This window comes from Streptomyces sp. CA-181903 (assembly GCF_050937075.1).
Lineage (GTDB): Bacteria > Actinomycetota > Actinomycetes > Streptomycetales > Streptomycetaceae > Streptomyces.
The window spans coordinates 4346249-4359414 of the sequence record NZ_JBNJLY010000001.1 but is presented as its reverse complement, the minus strand read 5'-3'; the positions used below and the strand labels follow the sequence as shown (position 1 = coordinate 4359414).

At 72.2% G+C, this 13166-nt stretch carries 11 protein-coding genes and 2 pseudogenes; 5 read left to right on the top strand and 8 right to left on the bottom strand.

What is annotated here, in order from left to right; all coding sequences use genetic code 11:
• Positions 1 to 67: 67 nt before the first annotated feature.
• Both ACQEVS_RS19565 and ACQEVS_RS19560 read left to right on the top strand, forming a co-directional pair.
• A complete protein-coding gene (locus ACQEVS_RS19565; RefSeq protein ID WP_433022088.1) occupies positions 68 to 484 on the top strand; it encodes a hypothetical protein in 417 nt (138 codons plus the stop codon).
• Between the two features lie 66 nt (positions 485 to 550).
• The gene (locus tag ACQEVS_RS19560) at positions 551 to 1273 is read left to right on the top strand and encodes a nucleotidyltransferase family protein (RefSeq protein WP_433022086.1); all 723 of its coding nucleotides are present in this window, start codon (positions 551 to 553) and stop codon (positions 1271 to 1273) included.
• A 66-nt stretch (positions 1274 to 1339) separates the two neighbouring features.
• Here the strand turns inward: ACQEVS_RS19560 and ACQEVS_RS19555 are convergent.
• The 3 genes and pseudogenes from ACQEVS_RS19555 to cysS form a co-directional block, all read right to left on the bottom strand.
• Positions 1340 to 2940, bottom strand: a pseudogene (locus ACQEVS_RS19555) (DoxX family membrane protein).
• A gap of 141 nt (positions 2941 to 3081) precedes the next feature.
• A complete protein-coding gene (rlmB, locus tag ACQEVS_RS19550; protein WP_433022084.1) occupies positions 3082 to 4032 on the bottom strand; it encodes a 23S rRNA (guanosine(2251)-2'-O)-methyltransferase RlmB in 951 nt (316 codons plus the stop codon).
• 90 nt (positions 4033 to 4122) lie between these two features.
• Positions 4123 to 5511, bottom strand: a complete 1389-nt coding sequence (gene cysS, locus ACQEVS_RS19545; RefSeq protein WP_433022082.1) for a cysteine--tRNA ligase — start codon at positions 5509 to 5511, stop codon at positions 4123 to 4125.
• Between the two features lie 301 nt (positions 5512 to 5812).
• On the opposite strand from cysS, the gene ACQEVS_RS19540 reads away from it, so the two are divergent.
• Positions 5813 to 6940 carry an acyltransferase family protein gene (locus tag ACQEVS_RS19540; protein WP_433022080.1) on the top strand — a complete coding sequence of 376 codons (1128 nt, stop codon included), beginning with the start codon at positions 5813 to 5815 and terminating at the stop codon, positions 6938 to 6940.
• Between the two features lie 106 nt (positions 6941 to 7046).
• Complete coding sequence (locus tag ACQEVS_RS19535) at positions 7047 to 8303, top strand: acyltransferase family protein (protein ID WP_433022078.1); 1257 nt, start codon at positions 7047 to 7049, stop codon at positions 8301 to 8303.
• A gap of 50 nt (positions 8304 to 8353) precedes the next feature.
• Here the strand turns inward: ACQEVS_RS19535 and ACQEVS_RS19530 are convergent, their stop codons facing one another.
• From ACQEVS_RS19530 to ACQEVS_RS19515, 4 genes and pseudogenes are all read right to left on the bottom strand, one after another.
• Positions 8354 to 8752: a PPOX class F420-dependent oxidoreductase gene (locus ACQEVS_RS19530; RefSeq protein WP_433022076.1), complete on the bottom strand. Its 399-nt coding sequence runs from the start codon at positions 8750 to 8752 to the stop codon at positions 8354 to 8356.
• A 169-nt stretch (positions 8753 to 8921) separates the two neighbouring features.
• The gene (gene ispF, locus ACQEVS_RS19525) at positions 8922 to 9413 is read right to left on the bottom strand and encodes a 2-C-methyl-D-erythritol 2,4-cyclodiphosphate synthase (RefSeq protein ID WP_433022074.1); all 492 of its coding nucleotides are present in this window, start codon (positions 9411 to 9413) and stop codon (positions 8922 to 8924) included.
• Positions 9403 to 10223: pseudogene (ispD, locus tag ACQEVS_RS19520) on the bottom strand (2-C-methyl-D-erythritol 4-phosphate cytidylyltransferase). Before ispD ends, ispF begins: the two are co-directional and overlap by 11 nt.
• Positions 10224 to 10590: 367 nt before the next feature.
• Positions 10591 to 11073 (bottom strand): CarD family transcriptional regulator, encoded by a 483-nt coding sequence (locus ACQEVS_RS19515; protein WP_003953493.1) that lies wholly within the window; start codon positions 11071 to 11073, stop codon positions 10591 to 10593.
• A 522-nt stretch (positions 11074 to 11595) separates the two neighbouring features.
• Here ACQEVS_RS19515 and ACQEVS_RS19510 point away from each other — a divergent pair.
• Complete coding sequence (locus ACQEVS_RS19510; RefSeq protein WP_433022072.1) at positions 11596 to 12315, top strand: DUF461 domain-containing protein; 720 nt, start codon at positions 11596 to 11598, stop codon at positions 12313 to 12315.
• Positions 12316 to 12446: 131 nt separating this feature from the next.
• Here ACQEVS_RS19510 and ACQEVS_RS19505 read toward each other — a convergent pair whose 3' ends face one another.
• The gene (locus ACQEVS_RS19505; RefSeq protein WP_433022070.1) at positions 12447 to 13127 is read right to left on the bottom strand and encodes a response regulator; all 681 of its coding nucleotides are present in this window, start codon (positions 13125 to 13127) and stop codon (positions 12447 to 12449) included.
• Positions 13128 to 13166: the final 39 nt, after the last annotated feature.

Here is a 13166-nt window from a genome sequence, read left to right as displayed (position 1 = left end):
GAGGTAATGCCACCCGATCGGGTGACTAAATGTCGCGGTCTCATTACGCCTCGCTACCATCTGCGGCATGAACCAGGCCGCCCGCCGCATCGGCAGAACCCTCGCCCTCGTCCTCCCCGTCGTCATGGTGCTCTCCGGGACCCTCGCCGTCACCCGGGTCCCGTGGGCGGCGCCCAACGCCGAGTCCCAGGTGCTCACCGCCTCCTCGGACGCCGCCTCCAGCCAGGCCAGGGCCCGCGCCCCGCACGAGGTGCTGCGCGACAAGCTGCTCACGGAGCTCCAGGAGAAGAACCCCGGGGTGGCCCTGACCCACCTCCAGGCCGCCACCAACGGCCGCCCCTCGCTGGCCCGTTACTGCGTGGACATCGCCCGCGTCCTCGGCCAGGCCGCCGTCGCCAAGTACCACTCCGCGAAGAAGGCCCAGGCGTACTCGCGCCCGGTCTGCGACACGTCGTACGCCTCCGGGGTGGCCCAGGGCCACTGACGGCCCTCCCGCCCCCGGCGGCGGCCGGTCGCACCGCACCCCGCGGCACGGCATATCGTGCGGGGCATGACCGGCACGCACCCCGTCCCCACTCCCGCGCAAGCCGTGATCCTGGCCGGAGGCCAGGGGTCACGGCTTCGCCCTTACACCGACGACCGCCCCAAGCCGATGGTCGAGATCCCCGGCACCGGCATGCCGATCATCGGCCACCAGCTGGCGTGGCTCGCCGCCGAGGGCGTCACCGACGCCGTCGTCTCCTGCGGCCACCTCGCCGAGGTGCTCCAGGCGTGGCTCGCGTCGGCGGATCTCCCGCTGCGGGTGACGACGGTGGTGGAGAAGGAGCCGCTCGGCCGCGGCGGCGGCCTCCGGCACGCCGCCGCCTCGCTCCCCCACCCGGACCGGCCCTGGTACGCCACCAACGGGGACATCTGGACGCGGTTCTCGCTCCGCGAGATGGCCGCCTTCCACCACGAGCGGGACGCCACCGCGACCCTCGCCCTGGCCCGGCCCCGGATCCCCTGGGGCGCGGTGGAGACCGACGAGTTCGGGCACGTCCTGGACTTCATCGAGGCCCCGCCCTCGCCCTACCTGATCAACGCGGGCGTCTACGTCTTCTCCGCGGGCTTCGCCGGTCTGCTGCCCGAGCGCGGCGACCACGAGCGCACCACCTTCCCCCGCCTCGCCCGCGAACGGCGGCTGGCCGGCTACCCGTTGCCGCACGGAGCCTACTGGCGGGCCATCGACACGGCCAAGGACCTGACGGAGGCGGCCAGGGAACTCGCCGGCTGACGCCCACGTCACGCGCCGCGGCCCCGTACCCGCTCGGGTACGGGGCCGCGGCGCGCGGTACCGGTGTCAGCCCAGGAGGCCGCCGAGGGCGCCCCCGCCGCCCGTCGAGCCGCCGGACGACCCCGTGCCGCCCGACGACGTCCCGCCGCCGCCCGAACCGCCGGTGGTCGCGGCACCCGAGGGGCTGTGCGGCGCCGCCGGGGCGGCGGGACGCTGGTGGGGCGTCCGGGTCGCGGGGCGGGGACCACCGGTGCCGGCCTCCGCGTGGCCTGAAGTCGCCGCTCCGGTAGGCGTCTTGACCGATCCGGGGGCGGTCGGCTTCACGCTCGGCGACGGGGACTTCCGGCCCGTGGCGCTCGGCCGGGGCGTCCCCGGCGTCGCGGAGCCGTGCGCCCCGCCGCGCGGGGTGGAACCGGCCGACGGACGCTGCGGCAGCGGCGAGCCGGGCAGGTTGTTGACCGGCGGGGCGGACGGGCCCGGCGCCGGAGCCGGCCGCGAGGAGCGGACGGCGCCGCCGAGCATCGAACCGACCAGCAGGGAAAGGCCGATGAGCACCGTCGCCATGATCGTGCCGCGGCGCAGCACCCGCCGCCGCAGCTGCCCGATCCCGGCCCGGGGGCCGAGCCGCCGCCACGCCTCGCCGGCGAGCCGGCCGTCGACCGAGTACACCGGGGCGCCGGCGATCACCAGCGGGCTCCAGGCGGCCAGGTAGATGATGTCCGGCGCGTCGTAGGCCGGTACGGTCCGCCAGCTGACGGTGACCAGCAGGGTGGCCGAGAGCAGGACGCCGATGGCGGCGGCGAGGCGTTGCCAGAGGCCGAAGATGGTGAGGACGCCGACGATGATCTGGAGGAAGGCCACCGTCAGACCCGCGCCCACCGGGTGGGCCAGCGCCAGCTCCCGGAGGGGGCGGCGGCGGGCCAGGGGTGCAGGGAGGTCAGCCAGGTGACCATGGAGCCGCGCTTGCCGCCGTCGAAGTAGACGGGGTCGCAGAGCTTGCCCATGCCGGCGTAGACGGAGATCAGCCCGAGGAAGACGCGCAGCGGCAGCAGGACGACGCCCAGGTTCATCCGGCGCCCGGGGTAGTACGCGTGCAGCAGGGAGTCGCGGCCGTCGGCCCTGGAGTCGTCTTCCTCGTCCGGCCAGTCGTCCTCGGCCCCGTCGAACTCGCCATGACCGTACGGCTGTTCGTCGAACGCGCCACGGGCCGGACGGATACCGCTGAGCAGCGGCTCACCCGGCTCCAGGGGCCCGCGGGGGCCGATGACGGTGGTCGGGGCGTCGTCAACGCCGATCCGCGGCAGGACCTGGGTGGCCCCGGCCTCACCGCCGCCGACGGCGCGGGCGGCCCCGGACTCCCGTACGGCGTCGAGGAGACTGGTCGGCGCCGCGTCACCGGGCTCCGCCCGCCCGCTCCACACCACGGGGGCCCGGCGCCTGGCCGGGCCCTTGACGGTGGGCAGCTGCGCCGTGTCGGCGGCGACCCCGGCGTAGTGCCGGGCGGCGGCGTGCGGGGGACGCGCGAGCTGCACGCGGAAGCTCAGGTGGTTGCCGGAGACCTGCGCGGGGTCGGACGGGACTTTCACCGTACTCAGCGCGGGCTGGTCGTCGTACCCGGAAGAGCTTCCCCCCGTAGGTGTGCGGGGTGTTCTGGTGTCCACGCTCATCTAACCGAGTGACCGGAGCTTAGGACACTGCCTTGACCGACACGGGTGTCCGAGACCCGTCAAGGCGGACAACGAGCGGGCCCGCAAGGGCCGGACGGGCCGAAAATCAGCCCGTCCGGGGCCTTGCGAACGGCCCGCGCCTCACGCCCGGCGGCGCGCCGCCTCGTACAGCACGACGCCCGCCGCGACACCGGCGTTCAGCGACTCGGCGCCGCCCGGCATCGGGATCCGCACCCGGAAGTCGCAGGTCTCGCCGACGAGCCGGGAGAGGCCCTTGCCCTCGCTGCCCACGACGATCACGACCGGGCCCTCCAGGGCGTCCAGCTCGTGCAGCTCGACGTCGCCGTCGGCGGCCAGGCCGACGACCATCAGGCCCTCCTTCTGGTACGCCTCCAGCATCCGCGTCATGTTGGTGGCGCGGGCCACGGGCGTCCGGGCGGCGGTGCCGGCCGAGGTCTTCCAGGCGCTCGCCGTCATGCCGGCCGCGCGCCGCTCCGGCACGACCACGCCGTGCCCGCCGAAGGCGGAGACGGAGCGGACGACGGCGCCGAGGTTGCGCGGGTCGGTGATGCCGTCGAGGGCGACGATCAGCGGGTCCTCGCCGTCGGCCTGCGCCGCCGCGGTGAGGTCCTCGGGGTGCGCGTAGTCGTACGGCGGCACCGAGAGGACCAGGCCCTGGTGGTTGAGACCGTTGGTCATCCGGTCGAGCTCCGGACGCGGGGCCTCCATGAGGTTGAGGCCCTTGTCCGTGGCGAGCTGGAGCGCCTCGCGGACGCGCTCGTCGTTGTCCAGGTACTGCTGGACGTAGAGCGTGGTCGCGGGGACGCCCTCGCGCAGCGCCTCGACCACCGAGTTGCGGCCGACGACGAGCTCGTTGGTGCCCTTGGGGCCACCGCGGCGCGGGGCCGGGCGGCGGGCGGCCTGCTTGGCCGCGGCATTGGCGACGCGGTTCTTCTTGTGGCCCTTGCGCATGCTCGCGGGCGGGGTCGGGCCCTTGCCTTCCAGGCCCCGGCGTCGCTGGCCGCCGCTGCCGACCGTCGCGCCCTTCTTGTTGGACGTGCGGCGGTTCCTGCGCTGGCTGTTGCCGGCCATGGGGTCACCTGTTTCTTCACTGCCAGAGCCGCCGGCCGCGGCTCAGTAGACGTACGTACGAAAAGTGTCGCTCAGGACGGCGAACGATGCTCAGGACAGCGACCAGCGCGGACCGGACGGGGTGTCCTCGATCGCGAGACCGGACTGCTGGAGCTGGTCGCGGAGGGCGTCGGCGGTGGCGTAGTCCTTGCGGGCGCGGGCCGCCTGGCGCTGCTCCAGCACCATCCGGACCAGCGAGTCGACCACGCCGTGTAGATCGTCGCCGCGGTCGCCGCCCGACCACCGCTCGTCCAGCGGGTCCAGGCCCAGGACGCCGAGCATCGCCCGCACCTCGGCCAGGCGGGCGACGGCGCCCTCCTTGTCGTCCGCGGTGAGGGCGGCGTTGCCCTGCCGGACGGTGGTGTGCACCACGGCCAGCGCCTGCGGGACGCCGAAGTCGTCGTCCATCGCCTCGGCGAACGCCGGCGGCACCTCGGCCGCGGGCTCCACCGGACCGGCCTTCTCGACGACCCTCTGCACGAAACCCTCGATCCGCGCGAACGCCGACTCGGCCTCGCGCAGCGCCTCCGGGCTGTACTCGATCATCGAGCGGTAGTGCGGGGTGCCCAGGTAGTAGCGGAGGACGATCGGGCGCCACTCCTTGACCATCTCGGAGACCAGCACCGAGTTGCCCAGCGACTTGGACATCTTCTCGCCGCTCATGGTCACCCAGGCGTTGTGCACCCAGTAGGCGGCGAAGTCGTCGCCGAACGCCCTGGCCTGGGCGATCTCGTTCTCGTGGTGCGGGAAGATCAGGTCGAGGCCGCCGCCGTGGACGTCGAAGGCGGTGCCCAGGTACTTGTGCGCCATCGCGGAGCACTCCAGGTGCCAGCCCGGACGGCCGCGGCCCCAGGGCGTCTCCCAGCTGGGCTCGCCCTCCTTGGCCGCCTTCCACATGGCGAAGTCGCGCGGGTCGCGCTTGCCCGTCTCGCCCTCGCCGGAGGGCTGGAGCAGGTTCTCCAGCTCCTGGTTGGAGAGGCGGAGGTAGTCGGCGTAGGAGCGGACGTCGAAGTAGACGTTGCCGTCCGCGGCGTAGGCGTGACCGCGCTCGATCAGCCCGCGCATCATCTCGATCATCTCGGGCACGTGGCCCGTGGCCCGCGGCTCGACGGTCGGGGGCAGGCAGCCCAGGGCGTCGTAGCCGGCGTTGAACGCGCGCTCGTTCTCGTAGCCGATCGCCCACCAGGGGCGGTTCTGCTCGGCCGCCTTCTTGATGATCTTGTCGTCGATGTCGGTCACGTTGCGGACGAACGTCACGTCGTAGCCGCGGTAGACGAACCAGCGGCGCATGATGTCGAAGTTCAGACCCGACCGGATGTGCCCGATGTGGGGCGCCGCCTGCACGGTCGCGCCACACAGGTAGATCGAGACGCAGCCCGGGACGAGCGGGGAGAAGTCACGGATCTGCCGGGCGCTGGTGTCGTACAGGCGAATAGTCACGGAACCAGGGTAGTGGGCCCACGGCAGTGCCCCGGGCGCCCGGCACCCGGATGCGACCCTGATCCGGACCCCGAGCCGCTCTCGGGGGCGTGCGCGTCCGGGCGCGGAGCGGATCGCGTACAACCCTTCGGCACGCTTTGCCCGCTATTTAATGTTTTGCGACAAAAATGCAATTCCGCGTGATAACTTCCCGGGCACACCTCGGGACCGGAGCGCCGCGGACACCAGGAGGGGCGTTGCACTCCACTCTGCCGGTACAGCACGACCACCCCCAACCCCGGGAGCGGCCACCGGCACCCCCGTGCGCCGCCCGGGCCGGCTGGCCGCCCTGGACGGGCTGCGGCTGTGCGCGGCGCTGATGGTCGTCGCGTACCACTGGATCGCCTTCGACAGCGGCGCCTGGGGCCACCGCTCCGCCCGCGCCCTCTTCCCCACCGCGTACCTGCCCGCGTCCTACGGGTGGCTGGGCGTCCAGCTCTTCTTCCTGATCAGCGGGTTCGTGATCTGCATGAGCGGCTGGGGCAAGGACGTCGGGCGGTTCGCCGTCTCCCGGTTCACCCGCCTCTTCCCCGCCTACTGGTTCGCGGTGCTGCTGGTCGCCCTCGTCGTCCGGCTGTGGCCGGAGGTCAACTCCCCCGCCGCCCTCCAGGACGTCGCCGTCAACCTCACGATGCTCCAGGACCCCCTGGGAGTGGAACCGGTCGACGGCGTGTACTGGACCCTCTGGATCGAGGTCCGCTTCTACCTGCTGTTCGCGCTCGTCGTCCACAAGGGGCTCGACTACCGGCGCGTCGTGGCGTTCTGCGGCCTCTGGGGCGCCGGGGCGGTCGTCGCCCGGGCGACCGGCGACCCGCTGCTCGAACGCGTCCTGCTGCCCTACGACTGCTGGTACTTCATCGCGGGCATCGCCTTCTACCTGATGTACCGCTTCCGCCCGACCCCGCTCCTCTGGCTGATCGTCGGCGGCACCTTCCTGATCGCCCAGCACGATCTGCTGGTCGCGGAGCACCGCGCGGAGGCGTACATGGGCCACCGGGTGCCCCACTGGCCCACCCTCGCCCTGGTCGGCGTGTTCTACCTCTCCGTGATGGCGGTCGCACTGGGGTGGACACGACGGCTCGACTGGCGTTGGCTGTCCACCGCGGGTGCGCTGACCTACCCCCTCTACCTGCTCCACGAGCGCGTCGGGTGGGTGGTCATCCGGCACGCGGACGGACACCTTCCACGCCTGGTCCTGCTCCCCCTGCTGCTGGCGGGGGTGCTGTCGGCCGCCTGGCTGGTGCACCGGGGGATCGAGCGCCCGCTGGCCCGCCGGCTCGGGGACGCGCTCCGGCGCGCCGTCGCCCGGCGGGGAGCCGGACCGCCGGACGCCACCGGCACCGCCCGGTCACCCGGCCGTCACCGGACCGTCGGCGAAGGGCGTGGATGAATACCACCATCCAGGGGAGACGGTGGAGAAAAACAGGGACAGGAGACCACGGTCGCAGCCATGCACACGTCCTCTGTGTCAGCATTCCCGCACACCCCCACTCTGTATGACGATCCCACTAGTCACGGAAGAGGACGACATGCGCTTCGCCAGGCGAGGTGAACTCGACGGCGCCCCACGAGCCGTCCGGCGCCCGGCACCCCGGCTCGCCGTACTGGACGGACTCCGTCTGGTGGCGGCCCTCATGGTCGTGGTCTTCCACTACACCGCTCTGCGCGGCGGCTGGGACCAGCACCCGGACAAGGTCTTCCCCGTCCTGCGGACGGTCACCCGCTACGGCTTCGTGGGCGTCGAGATCTTCTTCCTGATCAGCGGATTCGTCATCTGCATGAGCACCTGGGGGCGGTCGCTCGGCGACTTCGTCGTCTCCCGCGTCTCCCGGATCTACCCCGCCTACTGGTTCGCGGTCTTCCTCACCGCCGGGGTGATCACACTCTGGCCGCAGGTGCGCAGCGTGGAGAGCTGGGACGTCGTCCTCACCAACCTCACGATGGTCCAGGAGGCCTTCGGGGTGTGGGACGTGGACGGCGTCTACTGGACGCTGTTCATCGAGCTCAAGTTCTACGTCCTCTTCGCGATTGTGGTGGCCACCGGCGTCACGTACCGCAAGTGCGTCCTGTTCTGTGGCGTCTGGACCGTCGCGGCCGTCATCGCCCCGCAGTCCGGCAGCAAGCTCCTGGAGATGTGGGCCACACCGCTCTACACGCCCTACTTCGTCGCCGGCATCGCCTTCTACCTGATGCACCGCTTCAAGCCCACGGCGCTGCTCTGGGCCATCGTCACGGTCTCCCTGCTGATCGCGCTGCACGGGGTGCCCAAGCGGGTCGCCGACAACACCAACAACAGCATCCCCACCTGGCCGGCCAAGCTGATGGTGTTCCTGGCCTTCGTGATCATGGCGCTGATCGCGCTGGGGTACTTCGACCGGATCCAGTGGCGCTGGCTCACCACCGCCGGCGCGCTCACCTACCCGCTGTACCTCATCCACCAGTACATCGGCATGACCGTCATCCACGGCCTGCGCTCCCACATCCCGCCGTACCCGCTGGTGGCCGGCCTGATCGCGGTGATGCTGACGGCCGCCTGGCTGATCCACCGGTGCGTCGAACGCCCGGTGGGCAAACGCCTGCGGCGCGCGATGCAGCAGGGCATGGAGGACATGCGCCGCAACTCCACCGTCCCCGCCCTGCGCACACCCGACCCGCAGAGCGGCCTGACGATCCTCCAGGAGCCCCGCCACCCCAAGCCCTTCGAACCGGCCGAGGCCGGCCGCGTGGGCGCCGGGGCGGCCGACGGCGGCTGACGGACCACCGCGGACGCGCCCGCCGTTCCCCGGCGGGCGCGCACGGCCGCTCAGAGGCTGCCGACCACCTTGCGGGGGACGACCCGCACGACGACCCGCCGGCCGTCGTTCTTCGCGTCCGGGTTGAAGTCCGCGTACGCCTTGCCCGTGTACTTCCGGGACAGCTCGTCGATGAGCTCCTGACCGCCCTCGGTGGTCAGCTCCGCGGTACCGCGGATCTCGGCGTAGGTGTAGGGGGCGTTCGGCGGGTTCACCATGACGGTGATCCGCGGGTCGCGGCGGAGGTTCTTCTCCTTGCGGCGCCCGACGGTCGTGGAGATCAGCAGGTCGTCGCCGTCCCGCTTGACCCAGGTGACGGACAGCTGCGGGCTGCCGTCCGGCTGGACCGTGGCGACGGTGACGAAGGCGGGATTGTCGTCCAGGTACTGCTTCAGGTCGTCCGAGAGCATCCGGGCCCTTCCCTCGAGATGACGGGCGCGCGCCGGGCGGGCGCGCGCACGACGGAGTGTCGGTACCGGATCACGGTATGCCAGCGCGCCGTCACGCAAAGGCGCGACGGCGCACAAGGGCTTGGCGCGCCGTACGGCGCGGGTGCCGCCCGGACGCGGCACCCACCGGTCAGCGCCGGTAGACCAGCGCCGTCGCCACCGCCGCCAGGCCCTCGGCGCGACCGGTCAGCCCCAGGCCGTCGGTGGTCGTCCCGGAGACGGACACCGGCGCGCCGACCGCCTCGGACAGCGCCCGCTGCGCCTCGTCCCGCCGCTTGCCGATCTTCGGGCGGACGCCGATGACCTGCACCGCCACATTGCCGATCGCGAAGCCCTCGGCGCGGACGATGCGGGCCGCCTCGGCCAGCAGGGTCACGCCGGAGGCGCCGGACCACTCGGGCCGGCCGGTGCCGAAGTGGGCGCCCAGGTCGCCGACGCCCGCGGCCGAGAACAGCGCGTCGCAGGCGGCGTGCGCGGCGACGTCGCCGTCGGAGTGGCCGGCGAGACCGTGCGTCGCCCCCTCCCAGAGCAGGCCCGCGCACCACAGCTCGCGGCCCTCCTCGAAGGCGTGCACGTCGGTGCCGATGCCCACCAGGGGCAGAACCGGCGCGTCAGAAGCCATCGTTGGCCCTCCTCCGGGCGATCACCGCTTCGGCCAGCACCAGGTCCAGCGGCCTGGTCACCTTGAACGCCTCCTCATGGCCGGGGACGACCACGACGGGGACGCCCAGCCGCTCGACCATCCCGGCGTCGTCGGTGGCGCCGTCGCCCTCGCGGGCCGCCGTCTCGAACTCCGCGTGGGCCGCGTCCAGCGTGCGCCGGTCGAAGCCCTGGGGGTCTGCACGGCGCGCAGCAGCGCGCGCTCCGGGGTGCCGGTGACGGTCTCGGGGGCCGCACCGGGACCGGCGGCGGCTTCCACGGCGCGCGGCGCGACCTGCTTGACCGTGTCGGCCAGCGGCAGGGCCGGCACCACGGCCGGATGACCGGCGCGGACGGCCGCGACGACGGAATCGACCGTGTCGACGGGCACGAGCGGACGGGCCGCGTCGTGGACGAGCACGGTCCCGACGTCGTCGGGCAGCGCCTTCAGGCCCAGGCCGACGGACTCCTGCCGGGTGGCTCCGCCGGGGACGACCACGACCTCGGTCCGGTCGCCCGCGAGCGGGAACTCGTCGAGCAGGGAACGCACCTCGGCCTCGCCGTCCGGCGGGGCGACGACCACGACCAGGGAGACCGCCCGGGAGGCGGTCATGGCGCGGACGGCGCGGACCAGCATGGGCGTACCGCTCAGGGCGCGCAGCGCCTTGGGCGCGCCGGGGCCGAGCCGGACGCCGCGACCGGCCGCGGGGATCACCGCGGCGGTGCGGGGCGCGGGGGCCGTCGGGGCACCGCCCTGCTCCGGTCCGTCGGGAAGAATGGCTCGATCAGACATCGCGTTGGCGTTCAGGTTTGCTTCCTCGGCCGAGTTGGGTATGGCCTGGGGGAACCCCGAGCGAGCAGAGCTCGGGTAGTGCCGGGCGCTCACCGTGACCAGCCCCTTCCGTGAACGACTGGTCCGGCCGCCCGTCCACCGACGTCCGCGCACCCGCCTTCGGCGTGGTGGTACGGGCCATGGGTGGCGCGGGCGGGGAACACCGGTCCCGGCCGGAGCCGAGATGCCGTGCCGGAGCAGAGATGCCGCAGCGCCCGTCGGACGAGCTTTCGTTCGTCAGCGGGCACCGCGGCACTTCCACGTCGCGACCTCTGCGTCGCACTTCTGTTGTGCGGCGGGGAGCCGGCACCTGAGCGTCAGGTGTGCGTCAGGACGCGAGGACCTCGTCGAGCAGGGCCTCGGCCTTGTCCTCGTTCGTGTTCTCCGCGAGGGCGAGCTCGCTCACCAGGATCTGGCGGGCCTTGGCGAGCATGCGCTTCTCACCGGCGGACAGACCGCGCTCGCGCTCCCGGCGCCACAGGTCGCGCACGACCTCGGCGACCTTGATCACATCGCCGGAGGCGAGCTTCTCCAGGTTCGCCTTGTAGCGGCGGGACCAGTTCGTCGGCTCTTCGGCGTACGGCGCCCGAAGAACCTCGAAGACCCGGTCGAGCCCGTCCTGGCCGACCACATCGCGAACACCGACGAACTCCGCATTGTCCGCCGGCACCCGAACCGTCAGGTCACCCTGGGCGACCTTCAGCACCAAGTAGGTCTTGTCCACGCCTTTGATCTGGCGAGTTTCGATGGCCTCGATCAGCGCGGCCCCGTGATGGGGATAGACCACGGTGTCGCCAACCTTGAACGTCATGTGACAGGTACCCCTTCCGTGGCTATCCAGTCTAACACGGGAAGTGTTCGTTCTGAATGGCGTTTCCGCAGGTCAGGGCATATCTCGGGGCTTGACAACAACGGCCGGGACGTGCTGCGCGAGGGTTCCGGAAGCAGGTATTCGCAGGTCGGAGCGGTTGTCCGGGGCAAGCGAAACGGGCACGTTACACGTACCGGGACGGGCACGCGAGCGGTCGAACGTCCCGTTTTGCCGGGGTCCGGTCGTGGCAGTTCCGGTACTCCGTTCGGGGCGGCGGGGGCTTCCGCGCGCGGATTACGGAATTGATCAAGCCGAACTTGATCAATTCCGGAACTCGTTCCCCCTCACCACTCACATTCCTTACCGATAATCCACCGGACGGCTCCTCCGATAAGCCGGTGGTAGGACGCTCGACGGCCGAGTGGACCTTGAGGGGCGGGTCGGGTGCGGGGGCCACCCGACGGCTCGGTAACCTAAGCCCGCTGACACACCCCTTACTTCGTCCAAGGAGATGCCGCCGCCGTGAGCAGCAGCCTTCGACGCGGCGCTCTCGCCGCCACCGTCCTCGCGCTCTCGATCGCCTCGCTCTCCGCCTGCGCGGCGGGCAACGACGCGCAGACGCTGCAGGTCAAGCCGGACAACGTCGCCGCATCCGTCGGTGACATCAAGCTCCAGAACGTCAACGTGGTCACCCAGCCGGGGCAGACCACGACCGGACCGGCCGTGATCACGGGCCAGGTGTTCAACAACGGCGTCAAGGACCAGACGCTGACCGCCGTCAAGCTGCCCGGCAAGAACGTCGCGGTGCAGCTCACCGGCGCCAAGGGCAGCGGCCCTGTCGTGGTCCCGGCCGGGGGCTCGGTGACGCTCGGCGGCAAGGGCAACGCCTCCGCCGTCCTGCCGAACGGCCGTGAGAGCCTCAAGGACGGCGCGCAGCAGCAGCTGTCGTTCGTCTTCAGCCGCACCGGTGATGTGCGGGTCGGCGCCCTCGTCGTCCCGGCCACCAGCTACTTCAAGGACTGGGGCCCGGCGGAGCCGTCCCAGTCCCCGCAGGGCTCGCAGTCCCCGCAGCCGGGCAAGCCGGGCGGCGGAAAGCAGGGCAAGCCGGCGGGCGCGACCGCTCCGGCGTCCGGCAAGGCCGAGGACAAGTCCAAGAAGGACGGGAAGCCGGAGACCGGCGACAAGAACGACAAGGGCGACAAGAGCCGCCAGACCCCGGCGTCGCCCGACGCCGAGCACTGAGTCCTTCCGGGAACCCCGGGGGCCGTCCGCGAACCGGAGGCCCGTCCGGGAACCCGGGGCGGACAACGCGGCAGGGCCCGGGAGCCGACGGCTCCCGGGCCCTGGCCGCACCTCCGCGGTGGTCCCGCGGCCTACGGCTCGAACTTGTAGCCGAGGCCGCGCACCGTCACCAGGTAGCGCGGGGCCCCCGGGTCGGGCTCGATCTTCGCGCGCAGCCGCTTGACGTGGACGTCGAGCGTCTTGGTGTCGCCCACGTAGTCGGCGCCCCACACCCGGTCGATGAGCTGCATCCGGGTCAGCACCCGTCCGGCGTTCCGCAGCAGCATCTCCAGCAGGTCGAACTCCTTCAGCGGCAGGTCGACCTTGCCGCCGGAGACGGTGACGACGTGCCGGTCCACGTCCATCCGTACCGGGCCGGCCTCCAGCGCCGCGGGCGCGACCTCCTCCGGCTCCCCCCTGCGGCGCAGCACCGCGCGGATGCGGGCGACGAGTTCGCGCGAGGAGAAGGGCTTGGTGACGTAGTCGTCGGCCCCTATCTCCAGGCCCACGACCTTGTCGATCTCGCTGTCCTTCGCGGTGACCATGATGACGGGCACGTTGGAGCGTCCCCGCAGCTGCCGGCAGACCTCGGTGCCGGGCAGGCCCGGCAGCATCAGGTCGAGCAGGACGAGGTCGGCGCCGTTGCGCTCGAACTCCTCCAGGCCCTCGGGGCCGGTGGCCGCGATGGCGACCTCGAACCCCTCCTTGCGCAGCATGTAGGACAACGCGTCGCTGAAGGACTCTTCGTCCTCGACGACGAGCACTCGGGTCACGGGGCGACCTCCGGTCGGATCTCGTTCTGGCGGTGCGGG